This is a genomic window from Nocardiopsis sinuspersici (assembly GCF_001998325.1).
Lineage (GTDB): Bacteria > Actinomycetota > Actinomycetes > Streptosporangiales > Streptosporangiaceae > Nocardiopsis > Nocardiopsis sinuspersici.
This window is the reverse complement of record NZ_MCOK01000001.1, coordinates 4,683,977-4,710,808: the sequence shown is the minus strand read 5'-3', so window position 1 is coordinate 4,710,808 and position 26,832 is coordinate 4,683,977. Positions and strand designations below refer to the sequence as shown.

Genomic DNA, 26,832 nt, shown 5'->3' with positions numbered 1-26,832 from the left:
ACGTCCCACCTCACTGAAAGAAAGTACATGGTGTCGTTTTCGTCAAAACCGGCCCCGGAAGGGGCCGACGGCCTCCCGTGTGCGCCCGGCTCCGTGGTGAACAGGCACGGAGCGCGCACGCCGCGGCCGCGCCGGTTCCACACCATGCCACCGATGTGTCCCATGTCACCCGGCGCTCCCGAAGCGGTACGGCCGCGCCGTCCCGTGCGTCACGCACCACACCCCGGGGCCCCGGGAACGAACGTGATTCTCTACCATCCGATATATGGACGTCCCTGAGAGCGGGGCCGCCGGATCCGGCGCCCCCAACCTGGCCGAGGGGTTCCCGGCCGCCACATACGAGCGGTGGCGTGAACTCGTCGCGGGGGTGCTGCGCAAGAGCGGCGTTCCCGAGGAGCGGCTCGCCGACGTACCCGAGTCGGTACTCGCCACGCACACCTACGACGGGTTCGACATCGAACCCCTCCACACCTTCGACCCCCCGGCCGCCGACCCCGGCTTCCCCGGGCTGCCCCCCTTCACCCGGGGCTACCGGCCCGGCGGGGGAGTCGCCCAGGGCTGGGACATCCGCGCCCGCCACACCGACGCCGACCCGGCCGTCCTGCGGCGCCGCGCGCACGACGACCTCATGAACGGCGCCGGCTCCCTGTGGATCGCCGTCGGCGGCACCGGGCTGCCCGCGTCCGCGCTCGGCGAGGCCCTCGCCGACGTCCACCTCGACCTCGCACCCGTGGTCCTGGACCCCGGCGCCGACCACGAGGACGCCGCCGACGCGCTGCTCGAAGCCCACGCCGACGCCGGTGTACCCGACGGCCGGATCACCTCCCACCTGGGCGTGGACCCCCTCACCACCGCCGCCCGGTCCGGTGGGCGCCCCGACGTCATGGACCCCGTCCGCTTCGCCGCGGACCGGTCCCGGGGGCGTCCCGGCCTGGGGCTGGTCGTGGCCGACGGCACCCTCGTGCACAACGCGGGCGGCTCCGAGGGCCAGGAGATCGGCTTCGCGATCGCCGCGGGCACCGCCTACCTGCGCGCCCTGCACGCGGCCGGGCTGGACCTGCCCGACGCCGCCCGGCGCGTCGAGTTCCGACTGTCCGCGAGCGCCGACCAGTTCTCGGTGATCGCCAAGCTGCGCGCGGTCCGCGCCATGTGGAACCAGGTGCTGGCCGCCAGCGGCGTGCCCGCCGACCAGCGCTCCATGCGCCTGCACGCCGCCACCTCCGAGGCGATGATGACCCGCCGCGACCCGCACGTGAACATGCTGCGCACCACCGTGGCCTGCTTCGCCGCCGGAGTGGGCGGCGCCGACTCGGTCACGGTCGCGCCCTTCGACTCCGCCGTGGGCCTGCCCGACGACTTCGCCCGGCGCGTCGCCCGCAACACCCAGTCCCTCCTCATCGAGGAGGCCCACCTGGCGCGGGTCGTCGACCCCGCCGGGGGCTCCTTCTACGTCGAGTCGCTCACCCGCGACCTGTACCGGGCGGGCTGGGCCCTCTTCCAGGAGGTGGAGGCCGCGGGCGGTGCCGCCGAGGCCGTCGAGCACGGCCTGCTGCGCGAGCGCGTGGACGCTGTGTGGGAGCGCCGCCGCCTCGACCTGGCCCACCGCCGCGCCCCGCTCACCGGCGTCAGCGAGTTCCCCAACGCGGACGAGACCCCGCTGGTCCGGCCCGTCGACCCCGCGCGGTTCGACGCACCGGCTCCCGGCGGCTTCCCGGTGCGCCGCTACGCCGACGACTACGAGGCCCTGCGCGACCGCAGCGATACCCGGGCGGGCGACACCGGCCACCGGCCCACCGCCTTCCTGGCCACGCTGGGCCCGGTCGCCGCGCACACCGCACGCGCCTCCTTCGCGGTCAACCTGCTCGCGGCGGGCGGCATCGCGGCCGAGGACCCCGGACCGCTCGACGGCGCCGCCGCCGTCAGGGACGCCTTCGCCGCCTCGGGCCGCCGCGTCGCGGTCATCTGCTCCTCCGACGCGGTGTACGCCGAGCACGCCGAGGCCGTCGCGCGGGCGCTCAAGGACGCGGGAGCCCGCCGGGTCCTGCTCGCGGGCGCGCCGGACGACGCCTACCGCGAGGCCGGGGTGGACGCCTTCGCCCACCGGGGGTGCGACGCCGTCGCCCTCCTCACCGACCTGGTCGACGTCCTGCTCACCGATCCACCGGAACCGTCCGCCACAGCCCAGGGGGCGCGCACATGATCCCCGACTTCTCCACCGTGGCCCCGGAACTCCCCGGGTTCTCCGAGGGCACCGCACCGGACAACGGCGCGGCCGCCTGGCAGAGCGCCCTGGAGGCCGACACCGGCAAGGCCGCCGACGCCCTGGAGTGGGAGACCCCCGAGGGCATCGGCGTCAAACCGCTGTACACGTCCGCCGACCGCGCCGGCCTGGACTTCGTTGACGGGCTGCCGGGCATCCCGCCCTACCTGCGCGGCCCCTACCCGACCATGTACGTCAACCAGCCCTGGACGATCCGCCAGTACGCCGGGTTCTCCACCGCCCAGGAGTCCAACGCCTTCTACCGGCGCAACCTGGCCGCCGGGCAGAAGGGGCTGTCGGTCGCCTTCGACCTGGCCACCCACCGCGGCTACGACTCCGACCACCCCCGTGTGGCGGGCGACGTCGGCATGGCGGGCGTGGCCATCGACTCCATCTACGACATGCGCCAGCTGTTCGACGGCATCCCGCTGGACAGGATGAGCGTGTCCATGACCATGAACGGCGCGGTGCTGCCGGTCCTGGCGCTGTACATCGTGGCCGCCGAGGAGCAGGGTGTGCCCCCGGAGAAGCTGTCCGGGACCATCCAGAACGACATCCTCAAGGAGTTCATGGTCCGCAACACCTACATCTACCCGCCGCGGCCGTCGATGCGGATCATCTCCGACATCTTCGCCTACACGTCGCAGCGGATGCCGCGCTTCAACTCCATCTCCATCTCCGGCTACCACATGCAGGAGGCCGGGGCCACGGCCGACCTGGAGCTGGCCTACACCCTGGCCGACGGCGTGGAGTACATCCGCGCCGGCCAGCGCTCCGGCCTGGACGTGGACGCGTTCGCGCCGCGCCTGTCGTTCTTCTGGGCGATCGGCATGAACTTCTTCATGGAGGTCGCCAAGCTCCGCGCCGCCCGCCTGCTGTGGGCGCGCCTGGTCAAGGACCTGGGCGCGGCCAGGGACAAGTCGCTGAGCCTGCGCACCCACTCCCAGACCTCGGGGTGGTCGCTCACCGCCCAGGACGTGTTCAACAACGTGGCCCGTACCTGCGTGGAGGCGATGGCCGCCACCCAGGGCCACACCCAGTCGCTGCACACCAACGCCCTGGACGAGGCGCTGGCCCTGCCCACCGACTTCTCCGCGCGCATCGCCCGCAACACCCAGCTACTGCTCCAGCAGGAGTCCGGCACCACCCGCGTGGTGGACCCCTGGGGCGGCAGCTACTACGTGGAGCGGCTCACCCAGGAGCTGGCGGCCAAGGCGTGGGCGCACATCCAGGAGGTCGAGAAGGCCGGGGGCATGGCCGCCGCCATCGACGCGGGGCTGCCCAAGATGCGCATCGAGGAGGCCGCCGCCCGCACCCAGGCCCGCATCGACTCCGGCCGCCAGCCGGTGATCGGCGTCAACAAGTACCGCCCCGACACCGAGGACGAGATCGAGGTCCTCAAGGTCGACAACTCCCGGGTGCGCGCCGAGCAGCTGGAGAAGCTGCGCCGCCTGCGCGAGGAGCGGGACGAGACCCGGGTGCGCGCCGCGCTCGACGCGCTCACCGAGGCCGCCGGGCGCGAGTCGAGGGCGGACGAGGGCCTGAGCAACAACCTCCTGGCCGCGGCGGTCGACGCGGCCCGGGCCAAGGCCACCGTCGGCGAGATCTCCGACGCCATGGAGAAGGTCTTCGCCCGCCACTCAGGCCAGATCCGTACGATCCAGGGTGTGTACAGGGAAGAGGCGGCGGGAAGCGCCGACACGGCCGGGCTCATGGAGCGCGTGGCCCGGCGGGTGGACGAGTTCACCGAGGCGGAGGGCCGCCGCCCCCGCATCCTGGTCGCGAAGATGGGCCAGGACGGGCACGACCGCGGACAGAAGGTGATCGCGACCGCCTTCGCCGACCTGGGCTTCGACGTGGACGTCGGCCCGCTGTTCCAGACCCCGGCCGAGGTCGCCGCCCAGGCGGTGGAGTCCGACGTGCACGTGGTCGGGGTGTCCTCGCTCGCGGCCGGGCACCTCACACTGGTGCCCGCCCTGCGCGAGGAGCTGGCCGCGCTCGGCCGTGAGGACATCATGATCGTGGTCGGCGGGGTCATCCCCCCGGCGGACTTCGCGCCGCTGAGGGAGGCGGGCGCGTCGGCGATCTTCCCGCCCGGGACGGTCATCGCCGAGGCCGCCGTCGACCTGCTCGACCAGTTGGAGGAGCGGTTGGGCTAGGTTCTGCTCGGTGGACTCGGTCCCGTGCCGCCGGGGAGCGGTGAGGGCGCCGACGGCGCCACCGGAAGCAGGGTCATCGTCGTCAGGCGCGTCGCAGAGGGTGCCGGCCGTGGTGGTCACCGCACCGGGAAGTGACGTAGGCGGCCCGAGGGCCGGAGGGGGAGAGTGTGGACGACCGGGATGGTGCGCGGGGGACGCGCGGTGCGGGGCGGAGGCGCCCCGTGGACGTGGACGCCCTCGCCGAGGGGGTCCTGAACGGGCACCGGCCCACGCTGGCGCGCGCGATCACGCTCGTGGAGTCCCGCCGCCCCGACCACGTCCGGGCCGCCCAGGAGCTGCTCGTCCGGCTCCTGCCGCACACCGGCGGGGCCCACCGGGTCGGGATCACCGGTGTCCCGGGTGTCGGCAAGTCCACGTTCATCGACGCGCTGGGCACCAGGCTGACCGGGGCCGGTCACCGGGTGGCGGTGCTCGCCGTGGACCCCTCCTCCACGCGCACCGGCGGCAGCATCCTGGGCGACAAGACCCGGATGGCGCGCCTGGCCGGGGACCCGGCCGCGTTCATCCGTCCCTCGCCCACGGCGGGGACCCTGGGCGGGGTCGCCCGGGCCACCCGGGAGACCATGCTGCTCATGGAGGCGGCCGGGTTCGACGTGGTGCTCGTGGAGACCGTGGGCGTCGGCCAGTCCGAGGTCACGGTGGCCGCGATGGTGGACTGCTTCCTCTTCCTCACGCTGGCCCGCACGGGCGACCAGCTCCAGGGCATCAAGAAGGGCGTGCTGGAGCTGGTGGACGTGGTCGCGGTCAACAAGGCCGACGGCCCGCACGCCGACGACGCCCGCAAGGCGGCCCGCGAGCTGTCGCGTGCGCTGCGGCTGCTCCAGCCGGTCCACCCGGACTGGCGTCCGCCGGTGCTGACCTGTAGCGGGATGACCGGTGACGGGCTGGACGAGGTGTGGGACACCGTGGTGGAGCACCGCGCGGTGCTGGAGCGCGACGGCGCTCTCGACGAGCGCCGCAGCCGCCAGGGGGTCAGTTGGATGTGGGACCAGGTCCGGGACCGGCTGATGGACACCTTTCTGCGCGATCCGGAGGTGGCGGAGCTTCTTCCGCGCATGGAGGCCGAGGTGCGTTCGGGAAGGACCACGGCCACTCTGGCCGCACGCACACTGCTGGAATCCTTCACCCGGAGTGACCGTCCTCCGGCTGAATGAACGCGTAGTAACCATGTTACTGCTGATAGAGTCAATGGCCGATGAACATGTGTCCCGGGTGCGTTCCATGTCGTGAAATAACCCACGGTAAACGTGTCATACCGAGTACTCCTGGTGAGGTTCGTGCCCAGGAGGCGAAAATTTCTTCCGGTATGCCATTCCCGAACGGGCGGTTCGCTTATACCGTGTGTGTCCAAAGACTTACCAGGTTCGCGGGCGTGTGAGCGTTCTCCCCCGGTGGTCCGGTTCTGTGGGAGTGGTGCCGGACGGGGCGGGCGCGGTCCGCCAGCCTGCGTATGGTTAAACGAAGGGACCCCTCACCATCTCAACGTGGGGCCGGGAGGAGTGAACGTGCACAGGCTTGGGCTGAGCACGCGGGTAGAGAGCCGCAGCGTCATCGTCGCGATCGAGGGAGAACTCGACATCGCGACCGCCGCCGACCTCCAGGAGCACATCCAGTCCGCGATCAACGACCACGGTCCTTGGCTGATCCTGGACCTGTCGGGTCTGGAGTTCATGGACTCGAGCGGTCTGAACGTCATCATCAACGCCTACAGGACCGTCCGCGAGCTGGGCGGGTCGCTGGCACTGGCCGCGCTGAACGAGCGCGTCACCAAGGTCGTCCGCCTGGTCGGCCTGCACCGGCAGGTGCCGGTCCACCAGACCGTGGCCACCGCGGTGACCGCGATGGAGGCTCTGGAGGCCAAGCGCCAGGCCGGATAGCCTCCGGCGCATGAGCCGACTCCTCCCCCCGGGTTCCCTCGACATCTCGTGGGACCACAACAGCCACTACCACGGCCACCTTCTCCGACACGTGCCCCCGCACTGCACCCGAGCGCTCGACGTCGGGTGCGGCGGTGGCCGGTTCGCCCGGGTCCTGGCCTCGCGCGGCATCGCCGTCGACGCCATCGATCCGTCGCCGCGGATCATCTCCACGGCCCGTGAGTGGACACCGTCGCGTCTGCCGGTCGAGTACCGCGCGGCCTCCCTGGAGGAGGCGGACCCGGCCCCGGAGGGGTACGGGTTCGTGAGCGCGGTCTCCAGCATCCACCACATGCCGTTCGGGCCCTCGCTCGGACGGATGGCCGCCGCCCTCGCCCCCGGCGGCACCCTGGCCGTCCTCGGCCTGTACAGGGAGGAGAGCGCGGCCGACGTCGCGACCAGCCTGGCGGCCCTGGGACCGCAGTGGGCCATCGGGGCCGGCATGGGCCTCGGGCGCCTGCTCACCGGTGTGCCCGACCTCCACAGCGTGGGCCCCACGGCCGAGATGCCCGTGTGCGACCCGCGGATGAGCCTGCGAGAGATCGCGGTGGAGGCCGCCGAACGCCTGCCCGGCGCCAGGCTGAGGCGGCTGCTGTTCTGGCGCTACTCACTGCTTTACACACGTCCGGCCTGACCCCGCGCGGGGCCAGGCCTTCGGGCTTCTCACGGTCTTCGCGGCTCGGTCAGCCGGCGCCGCCACCACCGCCGTCGCCTCCGCCGCCTCCTCCTCCGCCGGAGTCCCCGCCGCCGAAGAGACCGCTGCCGAAGAAACCGCCGCCGGAACCTCCGCTGCCGGACCCCCCGCCGTCCCCGGGGTTCCAGTCGGCGCAGTCTCCGGCGTCACCGCCGTAGGAGCCGGCTCTTCCCGGATACGCGCTCCCGGCGCGCGGACCGGGGTGTCCCCGGTAACCGTGGCCGGGCGGTACCTGGCGGGCCTGTCCGAACACGTACGGCTGGCCGGGGGCGGGAGCGTGGCCGGGACGCGGACCGGCGGCGGCAGGGTTGCCGGGGCGGGCCGCGGCGGACCGGGACCGCATCAGCGCGATGACGAGCGCGGTCAGCGCGCCGGTCATCAACAGCCCGTACAGGACCTCCACGAGGATCACCGACAGGTCGTTGACCAGGAGGACCGTGTCGGGAGGCGGCGAGAGGTTCTCGATGACGGGGTGGACGGCCAGACCCGACCCCTGCACGATCCCGACGGCGATCATGAGGATCCCGGCGGTACGGACGGCTCCCGGGGCGGGGGACCCGTCCGCGCGGACGAGGGCGACGACCCCCACCGCGACGAGGAGGACGATGCCGAGGACGTAGAAGGTGTTGCTCACGGAAGGGCTCCTCGTGTCAGCGGCCGGGGGAGGGCTGGGGGCCGGGGTGCGGCGGAGGCGGCGGCGCGGCGACGGCCCGTCCGGCGGAGCGCCTGGTCGCGGCCAGCACCAGGACGAGGAGGCCTCCGACGAACACGAACGTGAACACGTTGTGGAGGACGAACGGCAGTTCGGGCGGCAGGTGGGGGACCGTGCCCATGCGCAGGGCGACGAAGGCCCAGGCCTGGGCCACCACGTCGCCGAGGGCGCCGATGCCGAGCACCACGCCGCCCATGGCGACGAGTCCCTTCCGGTCGGCCGCCACCATGGCGGTGAGGGCGAGCACGACGACCCCGATCACCACGTAGAGGCTCTCGAACAGCAGGGCCAGGACGGAGGAGAGGGAGTGGAGACCGAACATCCGGGGCCTTTCGTGGGGGGTGCGCGGGCCAGGCTCCGACGACGGGCGGTTCTTCCGTGTCGACGCGGTGACCCGCCGTCCGCCTGTGCGCCTTAGGACGGCGGATCCGGCACAGGAGTTTTCCACAGCGCGCCCTTTCTCGTGGAAAACCGTCGCTCCGGCGGGGAGTATGGGGGGACGGCAGGACACTCGGAGGTGACGCCGTGCTCGTGGTGGAACTGGACCGGATCACTGAGGGCATGATCGACCTGGTCGGCGGCAAGGCCGTCGGGCTGGGCGGGGTGATCGCCGCCGGGGAACGCGTCCCACCGGGTTTTTGCGTGACCACCGAGGCCCACCGCTCCGGGACCCTGCCGACCGACGAGGTGACCGCCGCCTACGAGGCCCTCGGCGGGGGCCGGGTGGCCGTGCGGTCCAGCGCCACCGCCGAGGACCTGCCGGACGCCTCCTTCGCGGGCCAGCAGGACACCTACCTCGACGTCGAGGGCGTCGACGACCTCCTCACGGCCGTCCGGCGGTGCTGGGACTCCCTGTGGACCGACCGGGCCGTCGCCTACCGGCGCGACCGGGGCATCGACGACGACGCGGCGCACATGGCCGTCGTCGTGCAGCGCATGGTCGAGCCCCGGGCCGCGGGCGTGCTGTTCACCGCCAACCCGGTCACCGGCACCCGGGGGGAGACCGTCGTGGACGCCGTGCCCGGCCTCGGCGCCGCCGTGGTCGACGGCACGGTCCGGCCCGACCACTACGTCGTGGCCGCGGACGGGGCGGTCGAGGGCCCGGACGAGGGGTGCCTGTCCCCGGGGGAGGTGGAGGCGCTGCACGCGGCGGGGGACCGGCTCGGGACGTACTTCGGATCGCCGCAGGACGTCGAGTGGGCCCTCGACCGCGACGGAACCCCGTGGATCCTCCAGTCCCGCGCGATCACCACCCTCTTCCCCCTGCCTCCCCGGCACGACGACGGGCCCCGCGCCTACTTCGAGGGCGGGCACATGCAGGGCATGCTCCGCCCCTTCACCCCGATGGGCATGTCCGCGCTCAAGGCCGTCGCCGCCGCGTGGTTCGACTCCGTGGGCGCCGACGTCGACCCCGACGGAGAGGGCGGCATGGCGGTCGCCGTGGGAGGCAGGTTCTACCTCGACCTGACCCCCTTCCTGCGCAACCGCTGGATCCGGGACTCCCTGCCGGACGCCATGACCCTCTACGGTCCCCGGGCCTCGGCGGCCGTCCGCCACCTCCTGGAGGACCCCCGCTTCGCCCCGCGTTCCGGCGGGCGGATCGACCCGCGCCGGGTGGCCGGGGTCGCCGTGCGGGTCCTGCCGCTCACCAGGGGCCTCGTCGCCCAGGGCATGGCCGCGCTCGCCGATCCCGACGACGCCAGGCGCCGCATGCTGCGTGCGGGCGAGTCGATGCGTCAGCAGGCCTCCCGCGCCCCTGAGCGCGTGGTCACGGCCCGGGACCGGCTGGAGTACGCGACGGCCGTCCAGAGCCACGCGCTGACGGAGGGCCTGACCCGGATGATGGGCCCCCTGTACGTCGGCCTCCTCTCCGCCAGGGCACCCGAACTGCTGCTCCGGGGGATCGCGGAACCGGGCGAGGTCGCCGCCGTCCTCGGCGGGATGCCGCACAACGTCACCACGGAGATGGACCTCGCGCTGTGGCGGCTGGCGGTCGGGGCGCGCGAGCACCGGGAAGTGCTCCAGGGCACCCCGCCGGAGGAGCTGGCGGACCGCTACCGCGCGGGGACGCTCCCCGACATCGGCCTCGGCGGCTTCCTGGAGAGGTACGGGCACCGCGGCGCCGCCGAGATCGACGCCGGCGTGCCCCGCTGGTCGGAGGACCCCGCGCCCCTGTTCGCGGTGATCGCCAACTACCTGCGGGTGACCGATCCCGACCAGGCGCCCGACCGGAGGTTCGCCCGGGCCGCCGCCGAGGCCGAGCGCGTGAGAGGCGTACTGGTCCGGAGGGCGCTCGCCACCCGGCCGGTCCGCGCGCGCCTGGCGGACTTCTTCTTCGGGCGGGCACGAGCCCTGGCGGGGCTGCGGGAGTACCCCAAGTTCGCCTGGCTGTACTCGATCGCCGAGACGCGACGCCAGCTCCTCCTGGTCGGGGAGCAGATGGCCGGGGAGGGGCGCATCGGCCTCCCCGACGACATCATGTTCCTCACGCTCGCGGAGGCACGCGCACTGGTGGGCGGAACCGACCAGCGCGCGCTGGTCGCCGAGCGCAGAGCCGAGTACCTGCGCGAGCGGCGCCGCCGCCGGGTGCCCCCGCTCCTGCTGTCCGACGGCACCGACGTGGAGACCGCGCTGCCTGCCCTCCCGGCGGGGACGGACGGGGAGCTCGTCGGCGTGCCCGCCTCGTCGGGGACCGCGACCGGCAGGGCCAGGGTGGTCCACGATCCGGCTGGGGCCTCGCTGGAGCCGGGGGAGATCCTGGTCGCGCAGACCACGGACCCGGGGTGGACGCCCCTGTTCATGACCGCCGGAGGGCTGGTGGTGGAGACGGGATCGACCATGGCGCACGGGCCCACGGTCGCCCGGGAGTACGGCATCCCCGCCGTGATCTGCGTGCCCGGCGTGACCGAGCTGCTGCGCGACGGCCAGATGATCACCATCGACGGCGGCGCGGGAACGATCCGCCTGGAGGCGGAGGAGGACCCGCGGGACCCCGAGGAGACGCGGGCGCCGTAGGGCCACGGCTGGTGCGAGGGCTACCTGGAGCGGTCCGCGATCCTCACCAGGGCGGGATCGGTGGAGCTCGTCTCCAGAAGGACCGTGTCGCCGGCGGTGTGGCTCCTCTGGTCGGAGCAGCCGATGTCGAGCGTGCGTTCGTAGGGAAGGTCCTCCACCTGGTAGGAGACCCTTACAGAGAACCAGCAACCCCTTCTGCTGCTCTTGTCGACCGCTTCCACGGTTCCCCGAACCGTCGGGCCGGACGACAGGGCCGCATCGTTCCGTAGACGCTTCGCGAGCAGGTGCCCGGGCACCGCAAGGATCAACAGGCACACCAGGACCACGGCCGCCTTCACCCCTACCTTCCTTGCCGGAGAGTGCGGACGGGAGGGGAGGGCCGCACGGTTGAGGGCCGCGTGGCGTGCGGTCGCTCGCCAGGCCAGCGGCACGGCGACCAGGAGCACGGCCGTTCCCATGGTGAACCAGGTGAACGAGGGATCGAGGCGCACCATCTCCGCGGGGGTGGCGTCCAGGTACGGCCATGCGCAGAGAAGAGTGCCGACGCAGAGGCACAGCACGGCCGGGACCGACCACCGAGCGGTCGGCAGGGCCGGGGCCCGCCTGCGCAGGCGGGCCCTGACGGCGGGCGGGGTTCCACCCCCGTACCAGGTGTGGGCCAACAGCCAGGACATCAGTGCGGCCAGTGTGAGCACGGAGAGCAGCGCCGGTCCCCACGAGGCGCTGTGGTCCGCCAGAACCGCCTCATGGGGGGACTCCGGCAGATACCGGATCTCCACCTCACGGGGATCGTGGTGGGGATCGTAGGCTCCGGCGGCGACGGTCTCCACCTGTTCGCCGTCGACGGTGAAAGCGACCTGGGCCTCGCCCTCCACCACACCGGTGACCTCGGCTTCGGCGACTCGGCCGCCCTGGGCGAAGGCCGCGTCCGTGACCAGCGGGTGGACCAGGGCGTTGAGGGCCACCCCGCCGATCACCCCGAGCAGCGCCAGTGCCATGGCTGAAGAGGCCCCCATCCAGGCCAGGATCCGGATGAGCTCGAAGTCCCAGCTCCGGGGACGGCGTTTGCCTCGCTTGGCCGGTCTGGTCCCCCAGGCGTCTGGACGGTGCCGCAGATGGTGCTTCTTGCGTTTGCGTGTCACTGTTCTCTGAAGACTCCCCCGTGATTCCGGCGAAGGGGTATGGAGAGTCCGTGCCGGCCGTATGTGCGGTCGCCCATCCCGGAATGCGCGGACCACGCTAACGCAATCGGTGGATACGGATCGGTGCCGCCCCCACGCGGACCCATGGACGAGACGGTGGTCCGGGCCGTGGAGTACCTGGTGACAGGCTCGCTGGCCCTGCCTCCGTGTTGGTCGGCGGTCGTGCCGGTGTTCCGGCCGACCCGCCGCAACAGGGCTAGCCGTCGATACGGGGCCCTTGGCCTCTCGGTGGTCCGGACCCGGGCGGAGATGCGGGCGGGCGTCCGGGAGCGGGGGCCTGCGGCCGGAAGCCGTCGTGGGGCCGGCCCGGTCGCGATGGGTGGCCGGGACCCGTCGGCTGCTGGTGGCCGGGGTCGGCGGCGGGAGCGGCCCGCTGGTGCCGTCGGGCGCTGAGCACCCCGAACAGCAGGAGGGCGAGCGCGGCCGTCAGCAGGAGGGCGCGACCGGCGCCGTAGGCCATGGTCGTGGACGGGAGGAGCGGCGGGGGCATCGCCATCCGCCACGAGAAGGAGCTGTGCGGACCCGAGAACCGGGACCACGTCCACACCTCCCAGCCTCCCGTGACGAGGGCGGCGAGAACCAGCAGGCCGCCCCCGGCGAAGACCAGGCCCCGGCCGCTGGGGGAGCCCGCCGCCCGCAGTAGCGCCACCACGCCGCAGACGAGGAGGGGCAGGGAGTAGAACAGCAGGTTCAGGACGAGAGAGACCATGGTTGGCTCCGGGTGTGGGGGATCAGCGCTGTACGGGACCGTGCGGGCGGGGCGCGGCCGGACCGGGCGGGTACGGCCCCGCCGGGACGTGCGCGGGCCGGGGAGCGCGTACGCGCGGAGGACGGCGGGTGGCGCCGAGGACGAGTAGGAGCAGCCCGGTGGCGAACAGCGAGTGGGCGAAGTAGTCCAGGCCGTCGACGGCCATGCCCGCGGTCCTGCCGCCGAAGAGGCCGGAGAGCAGGGACTCGGTCGGCTGGTACAGGAGCACGAGGACCAGCCGGACCGCCGAGGCGAACAGGACGAGCCCGCCCCCGACGCCGGTGAGAGCACGGCGTCCCCTCGGAGCGGCGAAGCAGCAGGCCAGTCCGGCGGCTCCCAGGAGCGCGGACAGGACCGGCCCGATCATGTGGGGCAGGGTGTGGGGGAGCACGGGAGTCCTCTTCGTCGGGGGCCGTCGGCGGGGGGGCCACCGCACGATGGTCGAACGCTTCGCAGGTCAGACCCTGGCGAGCGGAGGGCTCCTCGTGGCGGCCGCGTCCGTTTGTGGCCGGCGGACCACGGCCGGCGGACGTCACCGCCGCGCCCCCTCACGGCGCCGCCGCGGGGCACCACACCACGCGGTCCCGTATCCCCTGGCGGCGCCCGCGGCGTTGCGCCAGTGTGGTGTGGTGCGTAACATCTCTTCGAATCGGTTCGACGACGGACGGGACGGCACGGTGCGGATCTCCGATGTGGCCCGGCACGCCGGTGTGTCGCCGAGCACGGTCTCCTACGTCCTCAGCGGCAAGCGGTCCATCTCCGAGTCCACCAGGCGCCGGGTGCGCGAGAGCATCGAGGCCCTCGGCTACCAGCCGCACGCGGGCGCGCGCTCCCTGGCCAGCCGCCGCACCAACGTGATCGCCCTGGTCATCCCGCTGCGCGAGGACGTGCACGTCCCCGTCGCCATGCGCTTCGCCGTCTCCGTCGTCACCGCCGCCCGCGCGCACGACCACGACGTCCTCCTGCTCACCCAGGGCGAGGGGCCCGACGGCCTGCGCAGGGTCGCCGGAGGCGCCATGGTGGACGGTGTCATCGTCATGGACGTGGAGGCCGACGACGCGCGCGTGCCCGTCCTGCGCGAGCTGGACCTGCCCTCGGTCCTCATCGGCGTTCCCGAGGACACCGAGGGCCTGACCTGTGTGGACCTGGACTTCGCCGCCGCGGGCGCGGCCTGCGTGCACCACCTCGCCGACCTCGGCCACACCGAAATCGCCTTCGTCGGCCAGCCGCCCTCGGTCTACGAGCGGCGCACCGGGTTCGCCGAGCGCACCGTCACCGGATTCGAACTCGCCGCCGCCGAGCGCGGCGTCCGCGCCACCCTGCGCCCCTGTTCACCCGACACCGCGCAAGGCGTGGCGGAGGAGCTGCTGCGCGAGCGGCCCGGCCTCACCGGCCTCATCGTGCACAACGAGCCCTCGGTCGGCCCGCTGCTCGACGCCTTCACCGAGTACGGCCGTACTCCCCCCGGGCTGTCCGTGGTCGCCATCGGCCCCGTCCCCTCCGGGGGGCCGCCGCTGACCTCGGTGGACCTGCCCGCCGAGGAGGTCGGGGCCAGGGCGGTCGGCCTGCTCATGGACAAGATCGACGGCCCCGCGCACCCGGGGGTCACCCTGCTGGAACCGAGGCTGACCTCCCGGGAGAGCACCGCCTCCCCGGTCTGACGCCGGTTCCCGGACCGGTCCCCGTCCGCCTGGGCGGGCGCTCCGGCGACCTCGGCGGGAGAACACGGAAACGATTCCGCCGTCGCGGAATACCGGCCCCGCCCCTCCCGTTGTACGGGGTGCTGGACGGTGCGGTAGCAAGTGTCCCCCGGGCTCCACACATAGCCTTCACGGAATACCGCGCCCGCAAGGGTGGCAGGAGCCGTGTTGTGCACCGCGCCGTGAGGCGACCGCCGCATCGGTCCAGCACACGTGACGGCCCCGCCGGGCAGCAGCCCGGCGGGGCCGTTCCACGTCCGGCACCCGAAGACCCCCGATGGCGGGCGCGGAGGCCGACCAGGGCCCGTGCCCGGACCCGGCCGCACCCCCCGTTTCCAACGACGGAAGAGAACCCGCTGTGGGCACACCCACCAGAAACCGAGGACTCACGGGGCGCCTGGCCGGGGCCGGACTCATCACCGGGGTGCTCGCGCTCTCGGCGTGTTCGGCCGCCGGCGGGAGCACCGCCGAGGAGGAGAGGGTCGCCGGAGACGTTCCCCAGGAGATCCTGCGGCGCTCCGGTTTCGACACCGCGGCGTCCGATCTGGCCGACGACCTGCGCGGAGCCGGTGACCCGGGCGCCGCCCGCGCCGCCGTCGAGCGGCACGGCGCGGGCCTGTGGCGCGCCGCGGTGGACCGGGCCCAGGGCGAGGGGCGCGTCTCCGGTGACCTGGGCGCCGGGGACGACCGCCCTCTGTACTGGGCGCGGCTCGGCATGGTCTCGGCGCTGCGCGAGTGGGAGCCGTCGTTCCCGCTGGAGGACGCCGAGCGGGCCGCACTCGTGTCCGATCTGGAGGGGCTCTCACGCGGGCACGGCGAGATGGACTTCCCCGAGGACCCCGACGCCCTGCGGGTGGTGGTCACGGGGTTCGACCCGTTCGGCGGGGACCGGGACGGCAACCCGTCCGGCGCCGCCGCGCTCGCGCTCGACGGCACCACGGTCCGGACCGAGTCGGGCCCCGTCGCCATCGAGGCGGCGGTGTTCCCCGTGCGCTGGAGCGATTTCACCGACGGCATGGTCGAGAGGGTGCTGCTGCCCCACTACACGGGTGGGCGGCCGGCCGACGCGGTCGTCACCGTCAGCCAGGGCGGCGGCGGTTTCGACCTGGAGGCCTACAACGGGGCCTGGCGGGGCGGCTCCCCCGACAACGTGGGGGACAGGGCCGAGGGGATGATCCCGGTTCCGGAGGGTGTGCCCACGGTGGACCCGCAGCCGCAGTGGAGCGAGTCCACCCTGGACCGGGGCGCGATCGCCGCCGCCGAGACCGGCCGCTTCCCCGTGCGCGACAGCACCGGGGTCGTCGAGGTGCCCGAGGGGGAGAGCGAGAGGGTGGACCGGGAGGACGGTCCGACCGCCGGCTCGACGGCCGTGTCCGGCAGCGGCGGTGACTACCTGTCCAACGAGATCGCCTACCGCAACACCCTGCTGCGCGACGCCACCGGCCGCGACATCCCCGCGGGGCACGTGCACACGCCGGTCCCGCGGTTCGGTACGGCCGACGAGGAGGTCGTCACCGACGAGGCCTTCGAACGCGACCGCGCGGACATCGTCGACCAGGTCCGGGCCATCGTCCTGGAGGCCGTCGCCGCCCGTCCGTGACCCGTGCCCTCCCGTGTCCCAGCGTCCCCGGGGACGCGGGAGCGCGCGGGCGGGAGCCGGTCGCGCACCGTGCCGTGAGGCGACCGCCGCACCGGCCCGGCACACGCGACGGCCCCGCCGGGCAGCGGCCCGGCGGGGCCGTTCCACGTCCGGCGCCCGGAGGGAGTCAGTGCTGCCGGGCCTTCTGCACGGCCTCGGCGAGCTCGTCCTTGTCCATCTTGGAGCGGTTCTTGATGTCGAGCCGCTCGGCCTCCTCGTAGAGCTCCCGCTGCTTGGGGATCTGACCCGGCTCGGGCCTGTTGAAGCTCCGCAGCTCCTGCTCGCGCCGTTCGGAGAAGGCCCTGCCCAGCTCCTGTACGCGCTGCTCGCTCACGGCGCGCCTGAGGGCGGGCAGGACCTCGCTCTCCTCCTCGTCGACGTGGTGCTTGACCGCGTCGACGAACTCCCGGCACCGGTCGTCGAACTCCTCGCTGTTCGGGTCGCAGTCCTTCAGGCGCCGCAGCAGCTCCTCGGCCTCGTGGTGCTCCTCCGTGCTGTGCTGCACCTGCGACTTCTCACCGGAGGCCTCGGCCGTGGCCGGGTAGACCTCGTCCTCCTCGGCGCGGCTGTGCGCGGTGAGCATGGCGTCGATCTCGTCCAGCAGCCGCGGCCGCTGGTCGGGCTCGGACTGGAGCCGGTCGAACAGCTCCTCCATCCTGCGGTGGTCCTGGGTGATCAGAGTGATGGCGTCGTCGGCCATGTTCGCCTCCGCGTCGGTAGTGGCACTGGCGATCACCGCCACTACCCACGGGCCCGGTGTTCAGACGTCGCACCCGCCCCATACCCCGCCTCCTTGACCCGGACTTGGCCTGGCCCGTGTCCCCCGGCCCCGCGAGGCCGGGGGACACGGCGGGGCCGCCCGTCGGCCGGCCCCGCCCGGGGTGGTGGATCCCGGTGTCAGCGCACGCCGAAGAGGTGCTCCATGGCGAGCTGGTCCAGGCGCTCGAAGTGGTAGCCGCGCTCGCCCACCTCGGCCAGGTCGATCTCCTCGGACAGCAGGGCGGACAGGGACTCGCCCCGGCCCAGCGTGGACTCGGACAGCTCGGGCACGCGCGACGCGGCGAGCGCCTCCGCCACCTCGGGGTCGGCGCGGAAGGCCCTGGCCTTCTCCTTCAGGATGAGGTAGTTGCGCATGCAGGCCGCGGCCGACTCCCACACACCGCTCATGTCCTCGGACCGCGGGGTCTTGAAGTCGAAGTGGCGGGGGCCGTCGTAGCCCGCGCTCTCCAGCAGGTCGACCAGGAAGAACGCCTCCTTGACGTCACCCGCGCCGAAGCGCAGGTCCTGGTCGTACTTGATCCCGCGCTGCCCGTTGAGGTCGATGTGGTAGAGCTTGCCCGCCCACAGCGCCTGGGCGACGCCGTGCGCGAAGTTCAGCCCGGCCATCTGCTCGTGGCCGACCTCCGGGTTGACCCCGACCATCTCGGGGTGCTCCAGCTCGTTGATGAAGGCCAGGGCGTGCCCGACCGTGGGCAGCAGGATGTCGCCGCGCGGCTCGTTGGGCTTGGGCTCGATGGCGAACCGCAGGTCGTAGCCCTGCTCGCGCACGTAGTTGCACAGGATGTCGAAGGCCTCGCGCAGCCGGTCCAGGGCGGCGGCGTCGTTCTTGCCCGCCTCCGTCTCGGCGCCGTCCATGCCGCCCCAGCACACGTACGTCTTCGCGCCCAGCGACACCGCCAGGTCGATGTTGCGGATGACCTTGCGGATGGCGTAGCGGCGCACGTCGCGGCTGTTGGAGGTGAACCCGCCGTCGCGGAACACCGGGTGCGAGAACAGGTTGGTGGTCGCCATCGGCACCGTGAGGCCGGTCTCCTCCAGGGCCGCGCGGAACCGCTTGAGGATGGCCTCGCGGTCGGTGTCGGAGCTGCCGGGCGGGATGAGGTCGTCGTCGTGGAAGGTGACGCCGGACGCGCCGAGCCCGGCCAGGCGGCGCACCGCGTCGGCCCCGTCGAGCGGGGGCCGCACGGGCTCGCCGAACGTGTTCACCCCGCGCCATCCCACGGTCCACAGGCCGAAGGTGAACCTGTCCGCGGGTACGGGCTGGTAGTCGTTCATGATCGTGTCTCCTGAGGTAGGCGCGGGACTCCGCATTAGTTTGTCTAGTTCCCCAACTAATTGTCAACGGGGTGGCCGCGCAGAACCGCGACCCCGCCTCCGGGCAGGGCCATCCCCTCCGCGGAGGCACCCGACACCAGGTCACGTGCCCCCGAGTCCAGTCCGAACCGGGCCGGATCGATGCGCCGCGGCCGGTTGTCGTGGTTCGTGACGAACACCCACGCCCCGTCCCGGTCCACGCGCCGCACCACGTCCAGCCCCGGCTCGGGGAAGGGGCCCGTCCCCGCCGCCTCCGCCAGCAGCCGGGCCAGTCCGCGGTCCGTCAGCCGCGCCGACAGGTACCAGGCCTCGCCCGCGCCGTGGCGCCGCCGGGTCGCCGCCGGGAGTCCGTCCAGCGGTCCGCCCGCGTAGTGCGCCACCGCCTCGGCCCCCGCCAGGTGGACGTGCTCGCTCCACAGGGTCACCTCCTCCCGCACCGACCCCAGGTCCATGCCCACCGACTCGCCGGACGGCAGCGGGTACACCTCCTCCACCCGCACCCCCAGCAGGTCGCGCAGCGCGCCCGGGTAGCCGCCGGTGCGCACGGTCCCGTCCGGGTCGGCGACCCCGCTCAGGAAGGTCACCACCAGGGTCCCGCCGTCCTCGGTGTAGCGGGCCAGCCGCTCGGCCGCCCCGTCCGACAGCAGGTACAGCGCGGGTACCACCAGCAGCGGCACCCGGGGCAGGTCCCGGTCGGGGCGCACCATGTCCACCGTGCGTCCCGACCGCCACAGGACCCGGTGCGCCTGGCGCACCGACTCCAGGTAGTCCACGCCCCGCGAGGGCAGCGACGGGCTGCCCAGCGCCCACCAGCACTCCGGGTCCCAGGTGAGGGCCGCGTCGGCGACCACGTCGGCGTCGCGCACCTCCGCCACCCGGGGCAGCAGGCTCCCCAGTTCGCACACCTCGCGGAAGATCCGCGAGTCCGGCCCGGCGTGCGGCACCATCCCCGAGTGCCACTGCTCGGCGCCGCCCCGCGAGGCCCGCCACTGGAAGAACATCGCCCCCCGCGAACCCCGGGCCACGTGCGCCAGGCTGTGCCGCACGGTCTCGCCGGGGGCCTTGGGACGGGTGACCTCGCCGGTGTAGGTCACCCCGGCCGCCTGCTCCATCAGCACCCACGGCCGCCCCGGGCCGGGCACCCGCTCCGCCCACGAGCGCGCCAGGTCGGCCGAGAAGGCGGTCTGCTCGGCCCCGCCCGCACCCGTGCGGTCCGGGTAGTCGTCCACGGCGACCAGGTCCACGTGCTCGGCCCACCGCCACGGGTCCACCGGGACCCAGTCGCCGAACGCGAGGTTGGTCGTGACCGGCGTGTCCGGGCGCACGGCGCGCAGCACGTCGCGCTGGGACAAGAAGTGGTCGAGCATCGCGTCGGACAGGAACCGGCGAAAGTCCAGCACGTGCGCCGGGTTAGGCAGGTACTGGGTGGCGCGCGGCGGCTGGACCTGTTCCCACTCCGAGTAGTGCTGGCTCCAGAACGCCGTCGTCCACGCCGCGTTGAGCCGGTCCAGGTCGCCGTGGCGCCCGCGCAGCCAGTCGCGGAAGGCCCGGGCGGTGTGCTCGGAGTGGGACCACGTCCCGTACTCGTTGTGCACGTGCCACATCCGCAGCGCCGGGTGGGAGGCGTACCGCTCGGCCAGGGCCCGGGCGACACGCACGGAGGCCTCCCTGTAGGCCGGGGCGCACACGTCGTAGGTGTCGCGGCTGCCGTGGGTGAGCCGGGTGCCGTCGGCGGTCACCGGCATCGCGTCGGGGTGGGCGAGGCCGAACCACGGCGGGGGAGAGGCGGTCGGGGTGGCCAGCGCGACCCCGACCCCGTTCTCGTCCAGGCGGTCCATCACCCGGTCCAGCCAGCCGAACCGGTACTCGCCCTCCCCCGGTTCGAGGAGGGACCAGGAGAAGACGCCGACCGTCACGAGGTTGACCCCGGCGCGGCGCATCAGCTCCACGTCCTCCGCCTGGACATCCTCCGGCCACTGCTCGGGGTTGTAGTCGCCGCCGAACCAGAGCGGAGAGGGCATGGAGACTCCTTCTAGTTTGATGTGTGCGCCAACAAAGTAGGGCGAAAACCCTTTCGGCGACACCCCCCACGCGAGGAGTACACATGCCCGAAGCACGACAGGTCCGCACCCGCCACCCCGTCGGGGACTGGGAGGACGCGCTGGTCACCGGCAACGGGCGCCAGGGAGCGCTCGCGCACTCGACGGCCGGCGGGATCCGCCTCACCCTCGGCCACGAGAGGCTCTTCCTCCCCGTCGCCGAGTCGCTGCCCGCCCCCGCGACCGCGCGCCTCCTGCCCGAACTGAGGGAACTCCTGCGCCGGGGCCGATCCCGGGCCGTGGCCGAGCGGATCGTGGCGGCGGCCGCGGAGGAGCACCCGGGCTACGCCGGCACGCGGTGGATCGACCCGCTCGTGGGGGCCGCCGTGCTCTCCTACACGCCGTTCGACCCGCGAGGAGGGCCGGTCACGCGCACCTGCGACCTGGACTCGGGGCTGGTCACCGAGGAACTGCCGGACGGGACCGCGCACCGGGTCTTCGCCTCACGGGCCGACGACGCGGTGGTCGCCGAGATCGCCTCTCCGGCCGGCCTGGACGGGCGGCTGCGGCTCACCCCGCTGGAGGAGCGTCCGCCGGTCCCGCTCGCGGTGGACTCCGGGGCCGCCCCCGGCCTGCTCACCCTGCGGGTCGGCTTCCCCGAACGGCCATCCGGCACCCTGCCCGGATACACGGTGACCTGCGCCGTCAGCGCGGAGGGAGGGTCGGTCCGGGCCGACGGCGCCGGACTGGAGCTCCGGGGGGTCGGGAGGCTCCGGCTCGTGGCCCGCGTACGGGTGGAGGCCCCGGAGCCGGGGGCGCCCTCCACCGGCCCCGGCCCCGGCCCCGGCCCCGGCACCGGCCCCGGTCCCGGTGCCCCGGTGTCCGCGGGCGGCCAGGCCCCGGAGGCGCCCTGCGGAGGGACCCCCGGCACCGCCTTCGACGGGATGCTCGACCGCCACCGGGCGGTGCACGGCGCACTCATGTCCCGGTTCCGGCTGGAGCTGGACGGCGGCCCCGGGCAGCCCGCCCACGACGCCCCGGGCGAGGACCTCCTGGCGGCCGGACCCACCCCCGGCCTGGTCACCCGGCTGGTCGACGCCGGACGGTACGCGATCGTCTCCAGTTGCGGCGACCTGCCGCCCACCCTCCAGGGGGTGTGGAGCGGCACCTACGATCCCCCGTGGCGGTCGGGGTACACCTTCGACGGCAACCTGCCCTCCGCCGTCGCGGCGCTGCACGCCACCGGCACGCCCGAGCTGATGGCCGGCCTGTTCGACCTGCTCGACGGCATGGCCGGGGACCTCGCCGAGAACGCCCGGCGGCTCTACGGCTGCCGGGGCGCCCTGCTGCCCCCGCACGCCTCCACCTCCGGGCGGCACAACCACTTCGGCCCCGAGTGGTGCCTGACCTGCTGGACCGCCGGCGCGGCGTGGATGTCCCGCCTCTACTGGGACCACTACTCGTACACCCGCGACCGCGCGTTCCTGCGCGAGCGAGCCCTGCCCTTCCTCACCGCCGCCGCCGAGTTCCACGAGGACTTCCTCACCGACGAGGGCTTCTCCCCCTCCTACTCGCCCGAGAACACCCCGGGCGACGGCGACGGGCAGGCCGCCGTCAACGCCACCATGGACGTGGCCGTCGTGCGCGACCTGGTCCGCAACCTGGTGCGGGCGCACCACGTCCTGGGCGAGCCCGGCGCCCGTCGCTGGACCCGGCTGGGGGCGCGGCTGCCCGGCTACCGGATCGCCGGGAACGGCGAACTCGCCGAGTGGGCGGGTCCGGCCGGACCGGTCGGGCAGACCGAGCGGCACGGCCACCGGCACGCCTCCCACCTCTGGCCGCTCTGGTACGAGTCCGACCCCGCGTTCGCCTCGCCCCGGCTGCGCGCCGCGGCCGTCGCCGCCGTGCGCGCCCGCCTGGACTGGTGGCGCGGCCAGGAGTCCGACGAGATGGCCTTCGGCCTGGTCCAGCTGGGCCTGGCGGCGGCCCGCCTCGGCCTGGCCGCCGAGGCGCACGAGACCCTGGCGCTGCTGGCCACCCGCTACTGGCGGCCCACCCTGGTGCCCACCCACAACCGGGGCAGCCTGTTCAACGTGGACATCGGCGGCGGGTTCCCGGCGGTCGTGGCGGCGATGCTGGCCGGATCCGGCGAGGGGCGCCTGGACCTGCTGCCCGCCCTGCCCCGGGAGTGGCCCTCCGGGCGGGTGGAGGGACTGCGGGCGCGCGGCGGGGTCGTCGTGGAACACCTGGAGTGGTCCGAGGGCCGGGCGTCGGCGCGGCTGAGGTCGGTGGAGCCCCGCCGGACGCTGGTCGGCCTCCCCGACGGGACCCGGCGACGGGTGTCCCTGGTGCCGGACCGAACGGTTTCCCTGCGGTTCCGACTGGTTACCGTTCAGTAGTCGAAGCGCTTCGAAATTTCTCGCACAACACCCCTTGCCGCGTTGTCGCCCGGCTACTCAGAATAATGGTGAATTCGTGTCCGCCCCGGGAACCGGATTTCCCGGGGCGGGCATACCCCCCCGATTCCCCAAGGAACCCGCACATGTCCTCCGAACGAGAACGGCCCCCCGGGCGAAGGCGCGGACTGCCCGCGCTCGCCCTCGCCGCGGCCACCGCACTGGCCGCGTCCACCGTCGCCCTCACCACCGCGGCCGGAGCCGCCCCCGCCGAGCCGTCGACCGCGCAGAGCGCCTACGAGTGGGACAACGTCCGGATCAACGGCGGCGGCTTCGTCCCCGGCATCGTCTTCAGCGAGACCGAGCCCGGCCTCGCCTACGCCCGCACCGACATCGGCGGCGCCTACCGCTGGGATCCCGGCGCCCAACGCTGGATCCCTCTGCTGGACTGGGTCGGCTGGGACGACTGGGGCTACACGGGCGTCGTCAGCATCGCCACCGACCCCGTCGACCCCGACCGCGTGTACGCGGCCGTGGGCACCTACACCAACGACTGGGACCCCTCCAACGGAGCCATCCTGCGCTCCGACGACCGGGGCGAGACCTGGGAGGCCACCGAGCTGCCCTTCAAGCTCGGCGGCAACATGCCCGGCCGCGGCCTCGGCGAGCGCCTGGCCGTCGACCCCAATGACAACAGCGTCGTCTACTTCGGCGCGCGCGGCGGCCACGGCCTGTGGCGCAGCACCGACCACGGCGCCACCTGGGCCGAGGTGGAGGCCTTCCCCAACCCCGGCGACTACGTCCAGGACTCGAGTGACGAGACGGGCATGATGTCCGACATCACCGGTGTGACCTGGGTGGACTTCGACCCCCGCAGCGGCGGGGACGGCTCGGTCACGCAGGACGTCTACGTGGGCGTCGCCGACCTGGAGAACCCGGTCTACCGCAGCCAGGACGGCGGTCGGAGCTGGGAGCCCGTGCCGGGCGCGCCCACCGGCCACCTGCCCGCGCACTCGGTCGTGGACCACGAGGGCGGCCAGCTCTACATGGCCACCACCAGCACCCCCGGCCCCTACGACGGCGACTCCGGCGACGTGTGGCGCATGGACCTGGCGACGGGGGAGTGGACCAACGTCAGTCCCGTCCCCTCCGGTTCCGAGGACAACTACTTCGGCTACGGCGGCCTGACCATCGACCGGCAGGACCCGGACACCCTGATGGTCGCCACCCAGATCTCGTGGTGGCCCGACATCCAGATCTACCGCAGCACCGACCGCGGCGAGACCTGGACCCAGGCGTGGGAGTACAGCTCCTACCCCGAGCGCGCCAAGCGCTACGAGATGGACATCTCCGCCGCGCCCTGGCTGGACTTCGGCGGCGGCGGAACACCTCCGGAGACCCAGCCCAAGCTCGGCTGGATGACCCAGGCGATGGCGATCGACCCGTTCGACTCCGACCGCTTCATGTACGGCACGGGCGCCACCATCTACGGCAGCGACAACCTCACCAACTGGGATTCCGACACCACCTTCGACATCGAGGTCAAGGTGCAGGGGCTGGAGGAGACGGCCGTCAACGACCTGATCAGCCCGCCCGAGGGCGCTCCCCTGCACTCGGCTCTGCTCGACGTCGGGGGCTTCACCCACCAGGACCTGGACACCGCCCCCGACCGGATGTACCAGCAGCCCTACTGGGGCAACGGGACCAGCCTGGACTTCGCCGAGCTCAAGCCGGCGACCATCGCGAGGGTCGGCGGCAGCGACGAGGAGGCCGCCATCGGCCTGTCCACCGACGGCGGTGACAGCTGGTGGGCCGGACAGGAGCCCGCCGGGGTGACCGGCGGCGGAACGGTCGCGGTGAACGCCGACGGCTCGGCCGTCGTGTGGAGCCCCGACGGCACCGGCGTCCACGTCTCCACCACCGCGGGCTCCTCCTGGACCGCCTCCACCGGCGTGCCGGCGGGTGCGCGCGTACAGGCCGACCGGGTGGACCCGGACGTGTTCTACGCCGTCTCCGGCGGCACGTTCTACACCAGCACCGACGGCGGGGCCACCTTCACGGCGCGCTTCGACGGGCTTCCGGCCGAGGGCGACATCCGCTTCGGCGCGGTGCCCGGCCACACCGGTGACGTGTGGGTCGCCGGAGGCGCCGGCGACCACTACGGCATGTGGCGGTCCACGGACGCAGGGACCACCTTCGAGCAGATCGGGGCCGTGGACGAGGGCGACGCGGTCGGCTTCGGCGCGCCCGCGCCGGGCGCCGACTACCCGGCGGTCTACACCAGTTCGAGGATCGACGGCGTTCGCGGGATCTTCCGCTCCGACGACGCGGGCCGGAGCTGGGTGCGGATCAACGACGACCAGCACCAGTGGGGCTGGACGGGAGCGGTCGTCACCGGCGACCCGAACGTCTACGGCCGTGTCTACGTCGGCACCAACGGGCGCGGCATCATCTACGGCGACCTGGCGGACGGCGGCGGTGAGGTCGACCCCGATCCGTCACCGGACCCGACGGAGGACCCGGGCGGGGAACCCGACCCCTCGCCCTCCCCGGACCCCGAGCCCGGCGGGTGCGGAGTCGAGTACGGCGTCGGCAACACGTGGACCGGAGGGTTCCAGGCCGGGGTGACGGTCACCAACACCGGCACGGAGGACCTGGACGGCTGGGAGGTCGGCTGGGAGTTCACGGCCGGTGAGGAGATCACCAGCCTCTGGAACGGCTCCCACACGCAGGACGGCGCGTCCGTGCGGGTCACCGACTCCGGGTGGAACGCCCGGATCGCCCCCGGCGACTCGGTGCGGATCGGCTTCAACGGCACCGTCGACGGCGAGCCCGCGGACCCGACCGGGATCACCCTGAACGGTCAGGCCTGCGACTGACGCCCTGACGCGGGAGAGGGCCGGGAACCACGCGGTTCCCGGCCCTCAGCCACGTCCGCGTGCGCCCTCGGACGGCCGCGCCGCCAGGAGGAACGCGCCGATCGCGAGGGCGCCCGCGGCCAGCATGACCACGGCCATCGGGGCGGCGGTGTGCTCTCCGCCCAGACCCACCAGCGGGGTGACGGCGGCGGCCAGGCCGAACTGGAGGGCGCCCATCAGCGCCGACGCACTGCCGCCCGCGCGGGGGACGGCCGCCATGGCCAGCGCCGTGGCGTTGCCCATGACCAGGCCGATGCTCGCCACCGACACGAGCATGGACAGCGCCAGCCACCCGACGGGTGCTCCGGTGGCGACGAGCAGTCCGGTGCCGACACAGCCGGCCATGGACAGCACCAGTCCGGCGCCCAGTAGGCCGCGCACCGAGCGGGTGGCCGCCAGGCGGGCCGACAGGGCGCTCACGGCCGACAGAGCCAGGGCGTTGGCCCCGAACGCCGCGCCGTACGTCGCCGCGTCCAATCCCATCATGGCCTGGTACACGAACGGTGAGGCCGAGATGTAGGACATCATCACCGCGAACGCGAAGCCGAAGGTGAGCGCGTACGCCAGGAAGGCGCGGGAACCCAGCCCGGAGGGCGCCGAGTGCCGCGTCGCCGACCGGCCGGGCTCCGCCGACCGCTCCCGTGCCTTCGACCGCGCCGCCGCCGGGCGGGATTCGGGTACGGCCAGGAGCACCGCGGCCAGCATCGCCACGGAGAGGGCGAGCACGATGCCCAGCAGCCCCCGCCAACCCAGCGGCCCCAGCAGGAGCCCGCCGAGCACGGGCCCCACGACCGGGGCCACGCCGAGCACGATCATCATGAGGCTGAAGGCGCGTGCGGCGGCCTTCCCCCGCGCGAGGTCGGAGACGATCGCACGGCCGATCACCATCCCGGCGGCGCCGCCCAGTCCCTGGACCAGCCGGGCCGCGACCAGCACTCCGGCGGTCGGGGCGAGGGCCGCCACCGCGCCCGCCACCACGCACAGCACCGCGCCCGCGATGAGCGGCCACCGCCGCCCGAAGCGGTCCGACAGCGGGCCGAAGACCAGGTGCCCGGCGGTCAGTCCGACGAGGAAGGCGGTCAGGGTCGCCTGGATCGCGGTGGAACTCGCGGACAGGTCCTCCGTCATGGCGGGGAAGGCGGGCAGGTACAGGTCCATGGCCAGCGGGGCCACGGCCGAGAGCAGGCCCAGGACCAGGAGCAGGCCGGTGCCGATCCGGCCGGTGCCGCCGGTGTCGGGTGGCGCCTCGCGGGGGTGGCGCCGTGCGGTGTCGTGCATGG

The 26,832-nt window shown here is 73.6% G+C and carries 19 protein-coding genes; 10 read left to right on the top strand and 9 right to left on the bottom strand.

Features of this window, described 5'->3' with window-relative positions; genetic code table 11:
• The first annotated feature begins 265 nt into the window (after window positions 1-265).
• From NOSIN_RS20345 to NOSIN_RS20325, 5 genes are all read left to right on the top strand, one after another.
• A complete protein-coding gene (locus NOSIN_RS20345) occupies window positions 266-2,200 on the top strand; it encodes a methylmalonyl-CoA mutase family protein (protein ID WP_077692282.1) in 1,935 nt (644 codons plus the stop codon).
• A complete protein-coding gene (gene scpA / locus NOSIN_RS20340; protein WP_077692281.1) occupies window positions 2,197-4,419 on the top strand; it encodes a methylmalonyl-CoA mutase in 2,223 nt (740 codons plus the stop codon). The genes NOSIN_RS20345 and scpA overlap by 4 nt, the downstream gene beginning before the upstream one ends.
• 221 nt (window positions 4,420-4,640) lie before the next feature.
• On the top strand, window positions 4,641-5,633 hold the full coding sequence (meaB, locus tag NOSIN_RS20335; protein ID WP_171986615.1) for a methylmalonyl Co-A mutase-associated GTPase MeaB: 993 nt from the start codon (window positions 4,641-4,643) through the stop codon (window positions 5,631-5,633).
• A 351-nt stretch (window positions 5,634-5,984) separates the two neighbouring features.
• On the top strand, window positions 5,985-6,356 hold the full coding sequence (locus tag NOSIN_RS20330) for an STAS domain-containing protein (protein ID WP_077692279.1): 372 nt from the start codon (window positions 5,985-5,987) through the stop codon (window positions 6,354-6,356).
• Window positions 6,357-6,366: 10 nt separating this feature from the next.
• A complete protein-coding gene (locus NOSIN_RS20325) occupies window positions 6,367-7,029 on the top strand; it encodes a class I SAM-dependent methyltransferase (RefSeq protein WP_077692278.1) in 663 nt (220 codons plus the stop codon).
• 49 nt (window positions 7,030-7,078) lie between these two features.
• Here the strand turns inward: NOSIN_RS20325 and NOSIN_RS27325 are convergent, their stop codons facing one another.
• Window positions 7,079-7,723, bottom strand: coding sequence for a hypothetical protein (locus tag NOSIN_RS27325; protein WP_077692277.1), 645 nt, complete (start codon window positions 7,721-7,723; stop codon window positions 7,079-7,081).
• Between the two features lie 16 nt (window positions 7,724-7,739).
• Complete coding sequence (locus NOSIN_RS20315; protein ID WP_077692276.1) at window positions 7,740-8,123, bottom strand: hypothetical protein; 384 nt, start codon at window positions 8,121-8,123, stop codon at window positions 7,740-7,742.
• A 203-nt stretch (window positions 8,124-8,326) separates the two neighbouring features.
• Here NOSIN_RS20315 and NOSIN_RS20310 point away from each other — a divergent pair, with 203 nt between their 5' ends.
• Window positions 8,327-10,816, top strand: a complete 2,490-nt coding sequence (locus NOSIN_RS20310; protein WP_077692275.1) for a PEP/pyruvate-binding domain-containing protein — start codon at window positions 8,327-8,329, stop codon at window positions 10,814-10,816.
• A 20-nt stretch (window positions 10,817-10,836) separates the two neighbouring features.
• On the opposite strand, the gene NOSIN_RS20305 is transcribed toward NOSIN_RS20310, so the two are convergent.
• The 3 genes from NOSIN_RS20305 to NOSIN_RS20295 form a co-directional block, all read right to left on the bottom strand.
• The gene (locus NOSIN_RS20305) at window positions 10,837-11,832 is read right to left on the bottom strand and encodes a DUF3592 domain-containing protein (RefSeq protein WP_143832966.1); all 996 of its coding nucleotides are present in this window, start codon (window positions 11,830-11,832) and stop codon (window positions 10,837-10,839) included.
• A 382-nt stretch (window positions 11,833-12,214) separates the two neighbouring features.
• Window positions 12,215-12,727: a hypothetical protein gene (locus NOSIN_RS20300; RefSeq protein ID WP_077692273.1), complete on the bottom strand. Its 513-nt coding sequence runs from the start codon at window positions 12,725-12,727 to the stop codon at window positions 12,215-12,217.
• Window positions 12,728-12,749: 22 nt separating this feature from the next.
• Window positions 12,750-13,157: a hypothetical protein gene (locus NOSIN_RS20295; protein ID WP_077692272.1), complete on the bottom strand. Its 408-nt coding sequence runs from the start codon at window positions 13,155-13,157 to the stop codon at window positions 12,750-12,752.
• Window positions 13,158-13,443: 286 nt separating this feature from the next.
• On the opposite strand from NOSIN_RS20295, the gene NOSIN_RS20290 reads away from it, so the two are divergent.
• Both NOSIN_RS20290 and NOSIN_RS20285 read left to right on the top strand, forming a co-directional pair.
• On the top strand, window positions 13,444-14,427 hold the full coding sequence (locus tag NOSIN_RS20290) for a LacI family DNA-binding transcriptional regulator (protein ID WP_077692271.1): 984 nt from the start codon (window positions 13,444-13,446) through the stop codon (window positions 14,425-14,427).
• Between the two features lie 454 nt (window positions 14,428-14,881).
• A complete protein-coding gene (locus NOSIN_RS20285; protein WP_455430053.1) occupies window positions 14,882-16,066 on the top strand; it encodes a pyroglutamyl peptidase in 1,185 nt (394 codons plus the stop codon).
• A gap of 166 nt (window positions 16,067-16,232) precedes the next feature.
• Here the strand turns inward: NOSIN_RS20285 and NOSIN_RS20280 are convergent, their stop codons facing one another.
• From NOSIN_RS20280 to NOSIN_RS20270, 3 genes are all read right to left on the bottom strand, one after another.
• Window positions 16,233-16,805: a hemerythrin domain-containing protein gene (locus NOSIN_RS20280; protein WP_171986614.1), complete on the bottom strand. Its 573-nt coding sequence runs from the start codon at window positions 16,803-16,805 to the stop codon at window positions 16,233-16,235.
• Window positions 16,806-17,002: 197 nt separating this feature from the next.
• Window positions 17,003-18,160 carry a xylose isomerase gene (gene xylA, locus NOSIN_RS20275; protein WP_077692269.1) on the bottom strand — a complete coding sequence of 386 codons (1,158 nt, stop codon included), beginning with the start codon at window positions 18,158-18,160 and terminating at the stop codon, window positions 17,003-17,005.
• A 56-nt stretch (window positions 18,161-18,216) separates the two neighbouring features.
• Window positions 18,217-20,220 (bottom strand): beta-galactosidase, encoded by a 2,004-nt coding sequence (locus NOSIN_RS20270; protein ID WP_077692268.1) that lies wholly within the window; start codon window positions 20,218-20,220, stop codon window positions 18,217-18,219.
• Window positions 20,221-20,303: 83 nt separating this feature from the next.
• Here NOSIN_RS20270 and NOSIN_RS20265 point away from each other — a divergent pair, with 83 nt between their 5' ends.
• Window positions 20,304-22,637, top strand: a complete 2,334-nt coding sequence (locus tag NOSIN_RS20265; RefSeq protein ID WP_077692267.1) for a glycosyl hydrolase family 95 catalytic domain-containing protein — start codon at window positions 20,304-20,306, stop codon at window positions 22,635-22,637.
• A 143-nt stretch (window positions 22,638-22,780) separates the two neighbouring features.
• Window positions 22,781-25,513 carry a cellulose binding domain-containing protein gene (locus NOSIN_RS20260; protein ID WP_077692266.1) on the top strand — a complete coding sequence of 911 codons (2,733 nt, stop codon included), beginning with the start codon at window positions 22,781-22,783 and terminating at the stop codon, window positions 25,511-25,513.
• A gap of 45 nt (window positions 25,514-25,558) precedes the next feature.
• Here the strand turns inward: NOSIN_RS20260 and NOSIN_RS20255 are convergent, their stop codons facing one another.
• Window positions 25,559-26,830 (bottom strand): Bcr/CflA family efflux MFS transporter, encoded by a 1,272-nt coding sequence (locus NOSIN_RS20255; RefSeq protein ID WP_077692265.1) that lies wholly within the window; start codon window positions 26,828-26,830, stop codon window positions 25,559-25,561.
• Window positions 26,831-26,832: the final 2 nt, after the last annotated feature.

What these genes read in the sequence shown, in the direction of transcription:
- NOSIN_RS20270 (WP_077692268.1), bottom strand. Translation starts at nt 20,220, where the DNA reads ATGCCCTCTCCGCTCTGGTTCGGCGGCGACTACAACCCCGAGCAGTGG.
- NOSIN_RS20315 (WP_077692276.1), bottom strand. Translation starts at nt 8,123, where the DNA reads ATGTTCGGTCTCCACTCCCTCTCCTCCGTCCTGGCCCTGCTGTTCGAG.
- xylA (WP_077692269.1), bottom strand. Translation starts at nt 18,160, where the DNA reads ATGAACGACTACCAGCCCGTACCCGCGGACAGGTTCACCTTCGGCCTG.
- NOSIN_RS20255 (WP_077692265.1), bottom strand. Translation starts at nt 26,830, where the DNA reads ATGCACGACACCGCACGGCGCCACCCCCGCGAGGCGCCACCCGACACC.
- NOSIN_RS20305 (WP_143832966.1), bottom strand. Translation starts at nt 11,832, where the DNA reads ATGGGGGCCTCTTCAGCCATGGCACTGGCGCTGCTCGGGGTGATCGGC.
- NOSIN_RS20345 (WP_077692282.1), top strand. Translation starts at nt 266, where the DNA reads ATGGACGTCCCTGAGAGCGGGGCCGCCGGATCCGGCGCCCCCAACCTG.
- NOSIN_RS20325 (WP_077692278.1), top strand. Translation starts at nt 6,367, where the DNA reads ATGAGCCGACTCCTCCCCCCGGGTTCCCTCGACATCTCGTGGGACCAC.
- NOSIN_RS20265 (WP_077692267.1), top strand. Translation starts at nt 20,304, where the DNA reads ATGCCCGAAGCACGACAGGTCCGCACCCGCCACCCCGTCGGGGACTGG.
- NOSIN_RS20260 (WP_077692266.1), top strand. Translation starts at nt 22,781, where the DNA reads ATGTCCTCCGAACGAGAACGGCCCCCCGGGCGAAGGCGCGGACTGCCC.
- NOSIN_RS20300 (WP_077692273.1), bottom strand. Translation starts at nt 12,727, where the DNA reads ATGGTCTCTCTCGTCCTGAACCTGCTGTTCTACTCCCTGCCCCTCCTC.
- scpA (WP_077692281.1), top strand. Translation starts at nt 2,197, where the DNA reads ATGATCCCCGACTTCTCCACCGTGGCCCCGGAACTCCCCGGGTTCTCC.
- NOSIN_RS20280 (WP_171986614.1), bottom strand. Translation starts at nt 16,805, where the DNA reads ATGGCCGACGACGCCATCACTCTGATCACCCAGGACCACCGCAGGATG.